Genomic DNA, 16,145 nt, shown 5'->3' with positions numbered 1-16,145 from the left:
AAACTCGAAGAATTATCTCAAGCATTTGTTCCAGATAGATTTTTTCGAATGGCATGGACTGTGCCCCTTTAACGCTAACAGTCCTTACGCCGCCCTCAAGCCGGAGTCGTTGCAATGACCCAATCCTCGTTCTCCATTGCCGCCAGACAGCAGATGTCCGCTTCGCCGCAGCTGCAGCAGGCGATGCGTCTGCTGCAGATGTCGGCGCTCGAATTCCAGGAAGAGTTCCAGCAGGAACTGGCCAGCAATCCGTTTCTCGAAGAAGGCGACACCAGCGAGCAGAGCGCCGAAGTCGCCGCCGCCGATCAGGCGAACGAGATTGCCGCGCTGCGTCAGGACGGCGAGTCGGGCTCGGACGTTGCCCAGTTCGAAGCCGAGAGCGACCGCTACACGGTGGACGGCGTCGAAGTGTCGTCCCTGCAGGCAGCGGACTGGAACGAGCTGCCCGCGCCCGGCTTCGAAACCCTGTCGCGTGGTGTCAGCGGCGATCCGGAAGCCGATCCCTGCAACTGGGTGTCCGCCGAAACCACCTTGCGTGAACACCTGCATGCCCAGGTCTGCGGCATCCAGCTCGACGAGCGGCAGCGCCTCGCCGCAGTGCTGGTCATCGAAACCCTCGATGAGCACGGCTATCTGCGCGACGACGTGGCCGATACCGCGCTGGCCCTGGAACTGGAGCAGCCGCTCAGCGAAGACGAAATCGCCGAAGGCATCCGCATCGTCCAGCAGTTCGATCCGGCCGGCGTCGGTGCCCGCGACCTGCCCGAGTGCCTGATGCTGCAGTTGCGCGCCACTGCTGCCGGCACCCCGGGCCGCAGCCTGGCGATGAAGCTCACCGGTCACCTCGAACTGCTGGCCAAGCGCGATCATCGCGAACTGCAGCGGCGCCTCGATTGCAGCGAGCCGGCGATCCATGAAGCCCATGCGCTGATCCGCACCCTGGAGCCACATCCGGGCGCGAACTTCGCCGCCGCCCGTGTCGACTACGTGGTGCCGGATGTCATCGTCGTCCGCCAGAAGGGCAAGCTCAACGCGGTCATCAATCCGGCGGTCATGCCGAAAGCCCGCCTGAACAGCGGCTGCATCGATCTGCTGCGCATGTCGCGCGATGGCAAGTACCCGGCGATGCAGCAGCAGCTGCAGGAAGCGCGCTGGCTGCTGCGCAACATCGAGCAGCGCTACGTCACCATCAAGCAGGTGGCTGAAGCGATCGTCGCCCGCCAGCGCGCCTTCTTCGAGTACGGCGAGATCGCCCTGAAGCCGCTGCTGCTGCGCGAGATCGCCGACGAACTGGGCCTGCACGAATCCACCCTGTCGCGCGCCACCAGCAAGAAGTACATGGCGACGCCGCGCGGCACCTTCGAGTTCAAGCATTTCTTCTCGCGCAAGCTCAGCACCGATACCGGCGGCAGCTGCTCGGCCACCGCAGTGCGAGCGGCGATCAAGGAAATGATCGAGGGCGAGAATCGCGAGGCGCCGCTGTCTGACGTCAGCCTCGCGAAGATGCTGACCGAAAACGGTATCTGCGTCGCTCGCCGAACCGTCACCAAATACCGGAATCAGCTGAAGCTGCCGCCGGTCGAAATGCGGTGCCAGCCATGAACAACCCACAGACCCATCACGAATACTCGGCCGAGAACACACGGCCCTTTTGCCACTCTGGTTCTCATTCGGGCTCCAACGCGGCTGAGGACAGCTCGGTAGACAAGAACGGCGACGCGTTCATCGGCACCGTGCTGATCGTCGATGACGAAGCCAGCAACAGCGAACCGCTGGAAGCCATCCTCACCGACAGCGGCTATCGGGTTTACACCGCTGCCAACGGCCTGGATGGGCTCGAGCGCATGGATCTGGTGACACCGGAACTGGTGATTCTCGATTTCATGATGCCTTTGATGAATGGCGCCGAAATGGGCCGCCGCCTGCGTGCCAACCCGGCCACGCAGAACATCCCGATCGTGATGAACAGCGGCACCAGCGAAGACATGGTCCGGCAGAATTTCACCGGTTACGACGCCTTCCTGCGCAAGCCTTACAAGATCGACGAACTGCTGAGCGTGGTCCGCAATCTGCTGGAGTCATCGGCGGACAAGAGATGACAGCGCTGCGCGCGGCACGGCTGCAGCACCGCGCCGGATCGCGGCCTTCAAAGTCGCGATTCCAGCGCTTGTTGATGTGTCTGCTGGCTGCTGCCGCGATGTCCGCCTGCGCCAGCAGCAAGCCGCCGGAAGAACCCGATAGCGTCAGCACGGCCAGGCAGATCAACCAAGCGAAATCGATGGCCGTCAGCGAGCCGGCGGCGAAGTTTCTGGTCGAGATGGTCGATGCCCGGCTGATGGACTACGAGGAAGGCCAGCTCGCTGCCCGGCGCGGCAGCAGCGCGGCGATCCGCGACTACGGCCGGCTGATGATGCGCGACCAGACCCGGCTGCTGAGCCGGCTCGAATTGCTGGCGCTCGAAGCGCAGGTGACAGTCCCGGCCGTGATCAGCGACGACAAGCGCGACGGTCTCAACGATCTGATCGATGCCGAGCCCGACGACTTCGACAAACGCTTCATCCGCTCGATCCACATCGACCACAAGCGCGATGTCGGCGCGTTCGAGAAAGCGACCGGCTTCAGCGACGCCGCGATCGCTGAGTTCGCGCGTCGGGAACTGCCCTTGATCCAGTCGCATCTGGAAGGCATCGAAACGATCAGGAAAAGTTACTGAGCACTGCGAATTCTGCGGGGCACGGCCGAGCACTCCTTCTTCCGCCGCGCCCGGCTTGCCTGGCCAGCAAGCCGCAACGCGACTGGCCGACTATTCGTCATCACAAGGCCTGACGCCGACTACCCGGACGCCGACTAAGCGTTGCCGCGCACCGGCGCCAGCGAGGCGATCGTCGCGATCAGTTCCTTGACGATCACCGGTTTGGCGATATGGGTCTGGAAGCCGGCCTCCAGCGCGCGGGCGCGATCTTCGTTCTGCGCGAATGCGGTCAGGGCGATTGCCGGCATCGTCGGCTGGCCGCGGCTCTGCTCGAACTCGCGGATCAATCTCACCGTCTCGTAACCGTCCTGGCCGGGCATGGCGATGTCGCAGATCAGCAGATCCGGCGGCTGCTCGTCAAAACCCTGCCTGACCAACCGTACGACTTCCTCGCCGGACGACAGTACGTCGACCACGGCACCGGTCTGCGACAGCAGCACGGCCAGCGGATCACGCGATTCGACATGGTCATCGACCAGCAGCAGCCGCAGGCCGCTCAAGCTCGGCAGCGTTCCCGCCTGATCGAGTGGGAACGGCACGATCGCCGACACCGCCGCAGTGCCGGACTTGCGCAACGGCAGGCGCACCGTGAACAGCGCACCGAGCCCCGGGCCAGGGCTGGCGGCAACGACACTGCCGCGATGCAGTTCGCAGAGATTGCGGACCAGCATCAAACCCAGGCCAAGGCCGCCCTGGCCGCGACTGTTGCCGGTTTCGTCGCGCCGGAAACGCTCGAACAACTGCGGCAGGAAATCGGCATCGATACCACGGCCATCGTCGCGGATCCGGATCACCGCGATATCGTTCTCGCGGCTTGCCGACAACCAGACGTGACCGCCGGACGGCGTGAACTTGATGGCGTTGGACAGCAGGTTCCAGACGATCTGCTGCAGGCGATCGGCATCCCCTTCGATGGCTTCGTCGCCGAGTTCGACCTCGGTGTGCAGCTCGATGTGCTTGGCCAGCGCCTTGTCGCGCACGCTGGCGATCGAGGCGGCGATCACCGGCACCAGTTTCACCGGTGTCAGCAGCAGGCTCAGCTTGCCGGTGATGATGCGGGTGGCGTCGAGCAGATCGTCGATCAGGCGCACCTGTTGTTCGACGCCGATCTTGATGCCGGCGATCGCCCGCAGCATCAGCTTGTTGCCATTGCCCGGAACGCTTTCCAGCACGTGCGCCCAGTTCTGGATGCCGTTCAGCGGCGAGCGCAGTTCGTGCGACACGATGGCGAGGAATTCGTCGCGGCCACGGGCGGCCGCTTCGGCCTGCTTGCGCGCCTCGTGCTCGCGGGCCAGCAAGGTTTCGCGCTCGGCCTGGCCACGCATCCTTTCGCTGATGTCGTAGACGATCAGCAGCACCGATTCGAGCATGCCGCCGCGATCGAACTCCGGCACCGCGCGGGCACTGAAGTAGCTGCAGTGGCTGCAGTGGCTGCGCTCGCGGCCATGCGGCAGGCTGAAGCTGGCGGATTGCTCCACGCCCCGGGCGAACGCGGCGGTGATGATCTCGGTGGTGGCGCTGACGTATTGCGGCGGGAAGCTGAGATCGTCCGCCGTACGCCCGACATAGGCATCGCGATTGATACCGAACGCCGATTCCGCGACCCGGTTGATGTACAGGTAGGCGAGATCGCGATCGACGCGGGCAATCAGATCCGGCGCGTTCTCGGCCAGCGTCTCGAACTCGCGTTCGCGTTCGTAGAGCTTGCCTTCGGCCAGGGTTCGCTCGGTGATGTCCATGATCACCGCGATGAAGCCGGTGACCTCGCCGGCCTCGTTCCACTCCGGTGTGTAGTTGGCGTGGATGTAGCGCTCGCCGATCGGCAGCTGCACCCGAATCTGGTAATCGGCAGTCTGACCGGACAGCACCTGGGAGACGTAGGGCCTGATGCCGGCCAAGGCCTGTTCACCCGCGACCTCGGCGATGCTGCGGCCGATGAACTGGTCCGGCGTTGTCGAGCGCATCAGCGCCGCGAACGCCTGGTTCATGAACTGGTAGCGCAGATCACTGCCGATGCGGGCGATGCCGATCGGCACCGCGGCGGCGATGGTGCGCAGCTCGCGCTCGCTTCGCCGCAACTGCTGCTCGACATGGCGGCGCTCGGTGATGTCGCCGAGTACGCCGTAACCAATCGCGGAGCCCTCGTCGTCCTGAACCATGACCAGCTGTGAACGAACCCAGTGGACGGTCTTGTCGCCCCAGATCACCCGGTACTCTGCATCGAATTCGGCGCCGCCGGCCAACGTTTCCCTGAGCGCCGTCGCAACTCTCGGCAAATCTTCGGGATGGACGGCATCACGCCAGTCCTGAACCGTATACGAGGGCCTTTCTCGCTCGCCGAAGAACAGCTGAAAGATTCCCGCATCGCCATCGACCTTGTTGTTGACCGGGTCGTAGCTCCAGGCGAACAGATGCGCTGCGTCGAGGGCCAGTTGCAGGCGCCTGCCGCTGGCGTTCTGCATCTGCTCACGCTGCTTGCGTTCGGTGATGTCGGCCGCCACGCCGTGCACTTCCGCGCCCTGACCGTCTTCATCGGCAATCAGGATGGCGCGGGCATCGAGCCAGGTGATGCTGCCGTCGATCCGCTGAACGCGGAATTCCTCGCGCAGCGGGATGCCGTCGGCCATCAGCTTGCGCAGCGCCGCTTCGACCCGCACCCGGTCCTTCGAGTGCAGCCGCCGCCGCCACGGCCCGAGCCGGCGGCAGGCTTCGGAGTTCAGGCCGAACATCGCGCACAGCGTGTCGGAAATGCTCAGGCGGCGGGTTGGCGAATGCAGGGTCCAGACGTGCAGCTGCGCGGCTTCCATCGCCTGATGCAGGTTCTGCTCGCGCTCGGCAAGTTCGCGTACAACAGTGCGCCGGTCGGTGATGTCTTCGGCGATGCCGACCACTCGTTCGATCGAGCCATCGGCGGCTCGCACGGCAATGCCGCGATCGCGGATCCAGCGCTGCTCGCCGTTGTCGAGGACGATGCGGTACTCGATCGCGAAGTGATCATTGCCTTCCTGGGCCTCGCCGAGCGCCTCGAATGCAGCGGCAGCCGCGGCTCGATCGGCACGATGGATCTTGTCCACCCAGCGCGACTCGCCGCCCAGCAGCGCGGCTTCGTCGAACCCCCAGCAGCGGCTGTAGCTCGGGCTGACGTAGATCAGCCGCCGGGGCTGCCAGTCGACGATCCAGAACACATCGTCGACGTTTTCGATCAGCACGCTGAAGCGCTGCTTCACGTCGCGTAGCTCGGAACGCGCGCGGCGAGCCGCCGTGATGTCGCGTAGGCCGATGGTCAGCTGCACGGCCTGACCTGCGGCATCGCGCTCGACGCAGGCGGTGGCGTTCAGACTGCGCGCCTGGCCATTCCGGCCGTAGCGAAAATCGGCCTCGGCGCCGTCGCCGGAGGCCATCAGCCCGGCGGCAATCTTTTCGATCGCCAGCAGATCACGCGGATGAATGCGGCTCAGACATTCGCTGATCGGCAGCGGCACACCCGCCGGAAGATCGAGCAGCTGGGCGGCTGTTTCGTCGAACAGGAAAATACCGCTGCGCGGATCGCCCTCGCAGTAACCAATGCCCATGGCGGCGCTGAGCCGCTGCTGCCTGCGCGCCGCCGCTTCGTCAATCCGGCTTTTCTTGCTCACCACGGGAGTAAATCTTTCCATTGCCCGCACACAGGCACAGCCGGCGCGATCGTCGATCGAAGCGGCCCAAAAGACCTTGCCTGGTGTTGAAACTGCATGTTCACGCCGTCCCCTACCGCCGCATCATCGCCGTCAGACTTTCCTTCCGGGGGAGGCAATGAGCAAGCGGCGTACCCGGCGGCGACTAGTCGCTGGACGTCGCCTTGGCAGTGATTTCACCGCCTTCGACACCAGCGCCCTGCAGCCCGTATTCCTCAAGCCGGTTGTAGAGCGTCTTGAGGCTGATGCCGAGCTGCTCCGCGGTGTACTTCTTGACCCCGCCGTACATCGCGAACGCGGCGAGAATCAGCTGCTTTTCAGCGGCGGCCAGCGACATGCCGACCGGAATCTCGATCACCGTTTCCGGTGCCGGGGCAGCTGTTTCGGCGGGCGCGGCGACCAGCGACAGCGCACTGCCGATGTCGATCACTTCTTCGCCCATGATGTAGGCGCGCTGCACGAAATTGCGCAGCTCGCGGACATTGCCCGGCCAGCGATGCGCCGCGAGTTTGCCCAGGCCTTCCGGCGGGAAGGTCTTGTGGGTGTCGTGCGCCTGGTTGAGCTCGTCGAGGAAACGCTGCGCCAGCAGCTCGACATCGCCGACCCGTTCGCGCAGAGGCGGCATCTGGATCGGGAACACGTTGAGCCGGTGATAGAGATCGGCTCTGAGCTTGCCGGCCGCCACCGCCGCTTCCGGATCACGATTGGTGGCGGCGATGACGCGGACGTCGGTCTCCACTTCCTTGTCGGTGCCGATGCGCATGAACTTGCCGGTTTCCAGCACGCGCAGCAGTTTCACCTGCAGCTCCACCGGCATCTCGGTGATTTCATCGAGGAACAAGGTGCCGCCGTCGGCGCGTTCGAAATAGCCGCGATGCTGACGATCGGCACCGGTGAAGCTGCCCTTCTCGTGACCGAACATTTCGCTTTCGATCAGGTTCGGCGAGATGGCGCCGCAGTTCACCGCCATGAACGGCTGCTTCGGCCGCCGGCTCATCTCGTGCAGCGTCTGCGCCGCCAGTTCCTTGCCGGTGCCGCTCTCGCCGATCAGCAGCACGGTGGCCGCCGTCGGCGCCACGCGGCTGATCTGGTCGTAAAGCACGCTCATGATCGGCGACTTGCCGAGCATGTGGCCGAAGTAACCGACCCGCCGCAGTTCGCTGCGCAAGGCTCCGATCTGCGACTTCAGATCCGAAGCCTTGGGCACCCGCTGCAGGATCGAACGCAGGCGGGCGATGTTGACCGGCTTGACCAGATAATCGGCCGCACCGGCCCTGAGCGCAGCGATCGCGGTATCGACACTGGCATTGCCGGTGATCAGGATGATCTCGGTCTCGGAGCGGTTCTCGATGGCATCGATCAGATCGAGGCCATCGCCATCCGGCAGGTGCAGATCGATCAGCACGATGTCCGGCTGCTGCCGGGTCAGCTGGATATGCGCCGCCCGCAAGTCCGCCGCGCAGGCCGTGGTGAAGCCTTCGGCTTCGACCAGCGCGGCCATCGACTCGCGCGTGTTCTCGTCGTCATCGACGATCAGAGCATGCGCCATTCAGCTTTTCCCCCGAACCATCCGCAACATTCGTTTCACCCGCCCGCTCCAGTTAGTACGGTGCCGCTTCAGAGCACCGTACCACCTTAATCGAAGCCGTCAGCCGCCCTCAACTGTCCTCGGCGAGGCTTCAGCTTTGCAGAGCCGGCTTGTCGCTGGTGGCGGGGACATCGCCATCGGCATCCGCCGCACGCTCGGGCAACCAGGCCGTCGAGGGGGGCGGCGTCGAGGTGGCGATCATGCCGCCTTCGTTTTCCCAGCGATTGAGTTCCTGCGCTTTGGCGCCGGCGATCTTCGCCTTGCGCTCGGCCGCCGAGCCGACGCTGGCACGGATCAGATAACCCGCAGCACCGGCCGCCAGACCGAAGGCGACCAGCTGCCAGTTCACCCGTCGCGCCAATGGCAGCGCGAACGCGATCACCGGCCTGATGGTGTCCAAGGCCGAGCTGGCGACATCTCGCAGGCGCGGCCTGGCGGCGTCGACGAAGTGCTCGGCTTTCGAAGCGGCCGTCGATGCGGCCGCGTTCAGCGTGCTGGTATTGAGATTCATGTTGGATTCCTCTCGAGAGTGGGATGCGATCGGCTGACCTGGGAGCCGGCCGATCTGAAACCCGTTGTTCCAGCCGATGGCCCGATGGCCCTGATGGACCTTTGCGGCGCTGAGCCAGCGGCATGGCTGACCGAACGCACGGTTTCGCTGACCGCCACGGCGATTCGATAGGCGCTGACGAACTTCAGCACCCAGGCGAACCAGCGGGTACCGCGCTTGGCCTGCACCACCGGATAATGGCTCCGATGCACATCGGCCAGAGCCTTGTCGATGCGCCGGTTCCTGCTGCTGCCGCGCACCGCCCTGAGAATCAGGAATGCCGCGCCCGCGGCAAATAGTGCCGGGACGATCGCCCGGGTATTTTTCTGCAGCTGGTGAAGGCTGTGCAGCGGCCGACGCAATTCGTCGATCGTGCCCGCCAGTTGTTGACGGTCATGCTCGATGCGCGCCAGAACCCTTTGACGCTGAGCGGCATGATCCGCATCGCGATCGCTCATCGTCTTGCCTCTTTGATGTCCTGCTTGATGTCGCGGATTTCCTGCTTGTCCTCGGCCAGCGCGTTGGCGCTGTCCTCGAACAGGGTCGACGACACAACGGCGCGGTAGGACGCCGCCGCGCGCAGGGCGATGACGATGCAGGTCACGGCCAGACCGACGACCACCGGAATCCGCCACTGCGTATCCCAGCTGAGGGCGACGATCAGCATGGCGATCAGCTGCACGGCCAGGAAGATCGACAAGGCGGCGAGCAGGCCGCGGCTGAGCAACTGCCCCAGCCGTACTCGCTCCTCGTGGATTTCCAGCTTGAACAGCTCGAAACGGCCTTGCAGCACGTTCATCGACTGCGCGACCAGCCGCCGCAAAGTATCGGACAGCGGGGGATCCGACAGAGGTTTATCGGCAACGCTACCTTGCGACGGGGTCACGAGCGTGGCTCTCCTTGGCGACGCGGATCAGCGGCGCGAACCACTGCTGATGAAGCCGATCAGCGCGCCGAACAGCGCGGCGACGGCGATCGCCTGCCAAGGCTTTTCGTGGACATAGGTATCGGTGGCGGTGACTGCCTGCTTGCCGCGCTCGACCGCATAGTCCTGGGCATTGGCGATCTGGGTGCGGGCAACCTTCAGGCTTTCCTGCAGCTTTTCGCGGAGGACGGCGATGCTGTCATTGGAAACCGCTGCGGTCTGCCGCATCAGCTCTTCGGCATTGCTCGCCAGATCACGTGCGCTCGAAGCCAGATTGCCGTTCTGCTGCTTGTAATCGTCCATGGTGTTCTCCTTGGTGAAATGACCGGAATGAAACTCCGGCGGGCTGCTGACGCTGTACGGCGTCACGACCAGCTTGTTGTCGACGTCACACGACGCCGCTGCACTGAAGGGGGGCAGGTTGCGTGCCTGCCCCGGCCCGCCGAGGCATCACAAGAACAGGCCTTGGCGATCGCCAAGGCCTGAGGCGCTGAACATCGCCGCTCTCCGTTCGGGGCAGGGTCGAGGCAGGTTCGGGGCGAGCCCGCAAATGGTTCATGGCGGCCGATCGCTTCGAGTAACCTTTACAAACCGCCGGTAATTTCAGGCCAGCGGCTCGCCTGCCACTGATCACCCGCTCCGACCTTGAACAACGCGTCTCCCAGCCCGCCCGCGTCAGACGTCTCTTCGGCCAGTGATCCCGCACTCGCCGGCCTGATCGGCCAGGCCCCGGTGATGGTCCGGCTTCGCGATCAGATCCGCCGCGTGGCGCCCACCCAGGCGACGGTGCTGATCATCGGCGAGAGCGGCACCGGCAAGGAGGCCGTCGCCCAGGCCCTGCATACGCTCAGCGTGCGGGCCAAGGGGCCGTTCGTGGCGGTCAATTGCGGCGCCATTGCGGCGAGCCTGATCGAGGCCGAATTGCTCGGTCATGAGAAAGGCAGCTTCACCGGCGCCGATCGCCAGCGCGCCGGCTATTTCGAGCGCGCCAGCGGCGGCACCATCTTCCTCGATGAAGTCACCGAGATGCCGCTGGAGATGCAGGTCAAGCTGCTGCGCGTGCTCGAATCACGGCGCTTCCAGCGGGTCGGCGGTTCGGAAACGATCAGCGCTGACGTGCGCGTGGTCGCCGCCACCAATCGGGACATGGAAGCCTCGGTACGCGAAGGCCGCTTCCGCGAGGATCTGATGTATCGCCTCGCCGTGTTTCCGATCCGGGTGCCGAGCCTGCGCGAACGCGACGGTGACGTGCCGGTGCTGGCCCAGCATTTTCTCGATGGGCTCAATGCCAAGGAAGGCAGCAAGAAAACCTTCTCGCGTCCGTATCTGCGGCAACTGCAGATGCAGCAATGGTCGGGCAATGTCCGCGAACTGAAGAACACCGTCAGCCGCGCCTTCATCCTGGCCGACGAAGTGCTGGAACTGCCGACCATCCCGGCCAGTGCCGCGCCGCGCAAGCCGACCCGGCGCGACGGCCATCTGCAGATCAGCATCGGCACGCCACTGGCCGACGCCGAGCGCGAAATGATCCTGGCGACGCTGGAACATTTTGCCGGCGACAAGCGGCAGACGGCGCAGACCCTCGGGGTCAGCCTGAAGACGCTGTACAACCGGCTCGAGGCTTATCGCATCGACGCGACCGGGCCTGATTCCTAGAACGACTCCTGAGGCAGCTTCGCTGGGCACGCCGGCTGCTGATTTCCTGGCTCCGAACCAGGAAACATCCGAGGAGCGCAGCCATGAGATGGAATCGCATCGACAGCTGGGATCAGATCAAGTCCACCGTCACGGCCGGCGTCGGTGACGACGACGCGCTGACGGTTCGCCCGCCGAACCTGACGACGATCGACAACTCGATGCCGCCCCCGCTTCCCCCTCAGGAATCGGCAGCCTCGGCGCGCAGCGTTTCCAGGTACGCCGTCAACTCCGCGTAGTTCGCGGGCTTGACCAGATGCTTGTCGAAGCCGGCTTCGCGGGTCTTGCGCCGATCGTCTTCCTGCCCCCAGCCGGTCAGCGCCACCAGGGTGATCCGGTCGCCGCCGGGCAGTGATCGGATCTTGCGCGCCACTTCGTAGCCGTTGAGCTTGGGCAGCCCGATATCGAGCAGCACGACTTCCGGCTTGAAGGTCTCGAAGATGCGCAGCGCTTCGAGGCCGTCGTGCGCCATGGCGGTTTCGTTGCCGCTCAATTCCAGCAGCAAGGTCAGCGACGCTGCCGAATCCTGGTTGTCGTCGACGACCAGGATGCGCCAGGCCAGCGGTGCTTTCGGTTCCACGCGGAGCAGCGGAGCAGGTGCCTCCGCAAGACGCTCGACGATGACCGGCAACCGCACCACGAATTCGCTGCCGTGCCCGGGGCCATCGCTGTAGGCGCGCACCGAACCGCCGTGCAGGCCCACCAGCTGCTGCACCAGGGTCAGGCCGATGCCGAGGCCGCCCTGGGAGCGTTCCTGCGACTGATCCACCTGGTTGAACAGCTCGAAGATATTGCTCAGCCGGTTGGCTGCGATACCGATGCCGGTGTCCTTGACCGACACCACTGCCTCGTTGCCCTCGCAAGTCGCCGTCAGGTAGATATGGCCACCCGGTTCGCTGTACTTGCAGGCGTTGTTGAGCAGGTTGCCGAACGACTGCGCCAGCCGCGCCGGATCGGCATCGAGCAGCACCGACTCTGACGGCAGCGCAACGCTCAGTTGATGGCCGGCGGCGTCGAGCGCGGGACGGCAGGTCTCCACCGCCACCTGGATGATCTGCGCCAGCTCCACGCACTCGCGGCGCAGCTCGATCTTGCCGTGGCTGATCCGGCTGACATCGAGCAGATCGTCGACCAGACGGACGATCTGCTGGACCTGCCGCTCCATCAGCGACGCTGTCGATTGAACCACCGTCGCGTCTTCGGAAAACATCTGCACGGTGCGCACGGCGTTGCCGATCGGCGCCAGCGGATTGCGCAGCTCATGGGCCAGCATGGCCAGGAAGTTGTTCTTGCGCAGATCGGCTTCCGCGAGCTGGGCGGCGATGTCGCGCAGTTCGTTCGCGGTCTGCTTCTGCTCGTGGATATCGGTATTGGCGCCGACCCAGAGCAACACCTCGCCGTTGTCGTCGGCGAGCGCCTTGGCACGGCTGAGATGCCAGCGGTATTCGCCGTCGGCACGCCGGAACCGGTGTTCGAACATGAACGGCTCGCCGCTATCGATGGCCTGCTGCCAGACCCTGAGGTTCTCGGCCAGATCGTCGGGATGAATCGCTTGCGTCCACAACCAGCCATCAAGCTGGGCCGCGCTCAGACCCGTGTACTCCGACCAGTGCGGATTGAAGTAATCGATGTCGCCATTCGGCCTGGCGGTGAAGATCTTCTGCGGGATGGCGTTCATCACCGACTGCAGCCGCCGCTCGCTGCGCTCCAGCCGCAGCTCGGCGTCACGCTTTTCGCTGACATCGCGGAATACCAGCACGCAGCCGACGATCTCGCCATCCTTGCAGCGGATTGGCGCGGCGCTGTCGTCGATCGGCCGTTCGACGCCGTCCCGGGCGATCAGCAAGGTGTGGTTGGCCAGGCCGACGATGACGCCTTCGCTGAGCGCTCGCGTGGCCGGATTGGCCACCGTCTTGCGGCTGCTCTCGTTGATGATCCGGAATACCTGATCCAGCGGCTTGCCGAGCGCATCGGCCAGGGGCCAGCCGGTCAACTCCTCGGCCACCGCATTCATGTTGGTGATCGCGGCATCGCAATCGGTCGAGATGACTGCGTCACCGATGCTGGCCAGCGTGGTCCGCAAACGTTCCGCCTGCTCGGCGATGACCTGGTTGGCGGCATCGAGCTGCAGCAGATGCCGGCGCAGCAGCAGCAGATAGGCGACGATCGCGCCCAGCGCCAGCACGCCCGACAGCGCGCCGCTGATCAGCGCGGTCTGATAGGTGTGCTCGTAGCGCTGCTCGCGCATCGTCAGCAGCCCGCGCTCGTCGGCGATCATCTCGTCGACGGTGGTCCGCAGCACCTCCATCTGCTGCTTGCCGCGATCGAGCACCTGCAGCTCATGGGCGATGTCGAAGCTGCCGGCCTTCCGGTCATCGATGAGCTCTGCCAGCGTGCTCAGCCGCGCCTGGATCTGCTGACGCAGCGCGGAAAACCGCTCACGCTGCTGCGGATTGTCGGCGACCAGACGCTGCAGTTCGTCGGCCACTTCGCCGACGCTGCCGACGGCCGCGATATACGGCCCCAGATAACGGGGTTCGCCGGTCAACAGGTAGCCGCGCTGGCTGCTTTCGGCCGTGGTGTTCAGCAATACCAGCCTGTCGAAACCGTGGATCACGTCCTGGGTATGCGCCACCCAGTAGGAACGATCATGCAGTTGGCGAATGTTCGCGACTGCCAGCACGACGCTGGTCAACAGCAGGATCACCGCGGCAGCAGCGCCGAGAAAAAGTGTCGCCTTGAGTGAAGCCTTCATCGTGTTGCGCTTGCCCGAACCGGGGGTTCTTGTTGGCTGCTGCTGGGAAATCTTGCCGGTTTAACCATTTTAGCTGGGCACCTCCATGCAGCGCCCGTTCAAGTCCCGGGCCCGGGACTTGCTGTCTTGCTCTGAACAGGTCGCGATCGACCCCAAGCGGTTCAAGTCCTGGCGCTACTGCCAGGCTGAGCCGTCTTTCAGGACCCTTGCCGGCCGAAGATTTCCGATCCGCGACTTTCAAGGATTTGCAGGAAGGACCGCCATGCCCCACATCCTGGTGCACCCACACAACCATCTGCTCGCCGCACTGCCCGCCGATGTCCAGCAAGGGCTGGCCGCCGATCTGAAGCTGGTCCATCTGCCGCAAGGCACGGTGCTGCAAGAAGGCGGACAGCCGCCGAGCAAGGTCTACTTTCCGGCCGGAGCCATCGTCTCCCTGAGCTGCCAGACCGCGGGTGGCGACGGTGCCGAGATTTCCCAGATCGGCAGCGAGGGCCTGGTCGGCATTGCAGCGTTGATGGCCGACGACAGCGGCCCGACCGTGGCATTCGTCCAGAGCGCCGGCTACGCCTATTCGGTGAGCGGACAGCGGCTGCGCGACGAAGCCGGCCGGAATTCGGCGATGCTGACCCTGATGCTGCGCTACACGCACCGCCTGCTGTTGCAGACAGCGCAGATGGCGGTCTGCAATCGTCACCATTCGATCGATCAGCAACTGTGTCGCTGGCTGCTGGGCTTCGACGACCACCGCCCAGGCCAGACCCTGGCCGTCACCCATGAACAGATCGCCACCCGGCTCGGCGTGCGCCGCGAGAACATCAGCCGGGCGACGCTCAAGCTGCACAAGCTCGGCGTGATCCGCTGCGGCCGCAGCGAGATCAAGGTGCTGGACCGTCGCCAGCTCGAACGCCTGAGCTGTGAATGCTATGGCGCGATCCGGAAGGCCAGCGAACGCCTGCTGCCACTACCGGCCAGCCCGGCCCGCTGGAGCGGCCAGCCGCTGATCGCGGCGACGCGGCTGAGCGATTGCTTCGAAGTGCGCGCTTGAATTCGCCGCCTACCGCTGGCCGTCGATGGTTCCACGTCCGGCATTGGCGCTGGGACCGGCGCTGGTCGTATTGGCTGGCGATCGTCATCGGCATCGGCATCGCCGCGCGCCTGGCGCTGCCCTATGCGATGAAGGGCTGGCTGAACCAGCGCCTCGCCTCGCTGGGCAACTATCAGGGCCATGTCGAGGATGTTCATGTGGCGCTGTGGCGCGGCTCCTACGAGCTGCAGGGCGTGCATATCCAGCAGCTGAACAGCGCCGTCGACGAGCCCTTGTTCGCCACGCCGGTGATGGAAATCCAGGTGCTGTGGTTCGCCTTGATGAAGGGCACTGTCGTTGCCCGCATCCGCGCGCTGAAACCGACCATCAGCTTCGCCGCTGGCCACCGCGACAAGGCGGCGCAGACCGGCAAGGGCGTGAACTGGGCTGATCTGCTCGATCAGCTGACGCCGTTCCGCATCGATCGGCTGGAGATCGTCTCCGGCCAGGTTCACTACTACGATCTCTACAGCCAGCCGAAAGTCGACGTGCATCTCGACGACGTCGAAGCGGTATTGACCAATCTGACCAATGCCGGCGAAGAACAGGGCGAGCGGGTTGCCGATCTGCAGCTCGAAGCGCTGGCGATGGCGCAGTCGAAGCTGACGCTGGATCTGCAGATCGATCCCTTCGCGCTGCAACCGGACTTCGCCTTGAAGATGAAGCTGCTCGGCCTGCAGGTGGCGCGCATGCGCCCGGCCATGCAGGCCTACACGCCGTTCGATCCCACCGAAGGCAAGCTCGACGTGATCCTGGAAGCCACCGGCAAGGACGGCGCGGTGGAAGGCTATGTCAAACCGCTGTTCACCGATCTCAAGGTGGTCGACTGGAAACAGGAAATGAAGGGCGAGCACAACCCCTTCGAACTGGCCGTCAACGCCGTCGGCAGCGTCCTCAACCTGGTGCTGCAGAACCAGGCCAAGGATCAGCTGGCGACCACGATGCCGTTCTCGGGGCGGCTTGATGCGCCGAATGTGGAAGTGTCCACATCGGTGATCAATCTGCTCAAGAACGCATTCGTTTCAGCGTTCGAGCCGCGCTTCGAACGGCAGGCCAAGCCGGACAAGCCGTGAACGGCAGCTTCAAACTGCCCCTGCTCAGTCTCTGCTGGCAAAGCTT

General features: G+C 64.7%; 14 protein-coding genes. 7 read left to right on the top strand and 7 right to left on the bottom strand.

Annotation, left to right across the window (positions count from 1 at the left end; all coding sequences use genetic code 11):
- The first annotated feature begins 114 nt into the window (after positions 1-114).
- From rpoN to Q0D45_RS15905, 3 genes are all read left to right on the top strand, one after another.
- A complete protein-coding gene (gene rpoN, locus Q0D45_RS15915) occupies positions 115-1,602 on the top strand; it encodes an RNA polymerase factor sigma-54 (RefSeq protein WP_293394876.1) in 1,488 nt (495 codons plus the stop codon).
- Positions 1,599-2,099 (top strand): response regulator, encoded by a 501-nt coding sequence (locus Q0D45_RS15910; protein ID WP_293394873.1) that lies wholly within the window; start codon positions 1,599-1,601, stop codon positions 2,097-2,099. Before rpoN ends, Q0D45_RS15910 begins: the two co-directional genes overlap by 4 nt.
- A gap of 98 nt (positions 2,100-2,197) precedes the next feature.
- Positions 2,198-2,713: a DUF4142 domain-containing protein gene (locus tag Q0D45_RS15905; protein ID WP_293394870.1), complete on the top strand. Its 516-nt coding sequence runs from the start codon at positions 2,198-2,200 to the stop codon at positions 2,711-2,713.
- 134 nt (positions 2,714-2,847) lie between these two features.
- Here Q0D45_RS15905 and Q0D45_RS15900 read toward each other — a convergent pair whose 3' ends face one another.
- The 6 genes from Q0D45_RS15900 to Q0D45_RS15875 all read right to left on the bottom strand — a co-directional run bounded on the left by Q0D45_RS15900 (position 2,848) and on the right by Q0D45_RS15875 (position 9,792).
- Positions 2,848-6,387 carry a PAS domain-containing protein gene (locus Q0D45_RS15900; RefSeq protein WP_293394866.1) on the bottom strand — a complete coding sequence of 1,180 codons (3,540 nt, stop codon included), beginning with the start codon at positions 6,385-6,387 and terminating at the stop codon, positions 2,848-2,850.
- A 184-nt stretch (positions 6,388-6,571) separates the two neighbouring features.
- Complete coding sequence (locus tag Q0D45_RS15895; protein ID WP_293394863.1) at positions 6,572-7,975, bottom strand: sigma-54 dependent transcriptional regulator; 1,404 nt, start codon at positions 7,973-7,975, stop codon at positions 6,572-6,574.
- 130 nt (positions 7,976-8,105) lie between these two features.
- The gene (locus Q0D45_RS15890; protein WP_293394860.1) at positions 8,106-8,525 is read right to left on the bottom strand and encodes a hypothetical protein; all 420 of its coding nucleotides are present in this window, start codon (positions 8,523-8,525) and stop codon (positions 8,106-8,108) included.
- Positions 8,522-9,022, bottom strand: a complete 501-nt coding sequence (locus Q0D45_RS15885; protein ID WP_293394857.1) for a hypothetical protein — start codon at positions 9,020-9,022, stop codon at positions 8,522-8,524. Before Q0D45_RS15885 ends, Q0D45_RS15890 begins: the two co-directional genes overlap by 4 nt.
- On the bottom strand, positions 9,019-9,450 hold the full coding sequence (locus Q0D45_RS15880) for a phage holin family protein (protein ID WP_293394854.1): 432 nt from the start codon (positions 9,448-9,450) through the stop codon (positions 9,019-9,021). Before Q0D45_RS15880 ends, Q0D45_RS15885 begins: the two co-directional genes overlap by 4 nt.
- Positions 9,451-9,477: 27 nt before the next feature.
- The gene (locus Q0D45_RS15875; protein ID WP_293394851.1) at positions 9,478-9,792 is read right to left on the bottom strand and encodes a DUF883 family protein; all 315 of its coding nucleotides are present in this window, start codon (positions 9,790-9,792) and stop codon (positions 9,478-9,480) included.
- A 342-nt stretch (positions 9,793-10,134) separates the two neighbouring features.
- On the opposite strand from Q0D45_RS15875, the gene Q0D45_RS15870 reads away from it, so the two are divergent.
- Together Q0D45_RS15870 and Q0D45_RS15865 are read left to right on the top strand one after the other, a co-directional pair.
- Positions 10,135-11,145 (top strand): sigma-54 dependent transcriptional regulator, encoded by a 1,011-nt coding sequence (locus Q0D45_RS15870; RefSeq protein WP_293394848.1) that lies wholly within the window; start codon positions 10,135-10,137, stop codon positions 11,143-11,145.
- A gap of 83 nt (positions 11,146-11,228) precedes the next feature.
- Positions 11,229-11,423 carry a hypothetical protein gene (locus Q0D45_RS15865; protein ID WP_293394845.1) on the top strand — a complete coding sequence of 65 codons (195 nt, stop codon included), beginning with the start codon at positions 11,229-11,231 and terminating at the stop codon, positions 11,421-11,423.
- Here Q0D45_RS15865 and Q0D45_RS15860 read toward each other — a convergent pair.
- Complete coding sequence (locus Q0D45_RS15860; protein ID WP_293394843.1) at positions 11,366-13,939, bottom strand: CHASE3 domain-containing protein; 2,574 nt, start codon at positions 13,937-13,939, stop codon at positions 11,366-11,368. The genes Q0D45_RS15865 and Q0D45_RS15860 overlap by 58 nt on opposite strands.
- A 262-nt stretch (positions 13,940-14,201) precedes the next feature.
- Here Q0D45_RS15860 and Q0D45_RS15855 point away from each other — a divergent pair, with 262 nt between their 5' ends.
- Both Q0D45_RS15855 and Q0D45_RS15850 read left to right on the top strand, forming a co-directional pair.
- A complete protein-coding gene (locus tag Q0D45_RS15855; RefSeq protein ID WP_293394840.1) occupies positions 14,202-14,987 on the top strand; it encodes a Crp/Fnr family transcriptional regulator in 786 nt (261 codons plus the stop codon).
- The gene (locus tag Q0D45_RS15850; RefSeq protein WP_293394837.1) at positions 14,984-16,099 is read left to right on the top strand and encodes a DUF748 domain-containing protein; all 1,116 of its coding nucleotides are present in this window, start codon (positions 14,984-14,986) and stop codon (positions 16,097-16,099) included. The genes Q0D45_RS15855 and Q0D45_RS15850 overlap by 4 nt, the downstream gene beginning before the upstream one ends.
- Positions 16,100-16,145: the final 46 nt, after the last annotated feature.

It is taken from the genome of Nevskia sp., from assembly GCF_023266035.1.
GTDB lineage: Bacteria > Pseudomonadota > Gammaproteobacteria > Nevskiales > Nevskiaceae > Nevskia.
The sequence above is the reverse complement of the archived record's forward strand: the minus strand, read 5'-3'. Positions and strand labels throughout refer to the sequence as shown.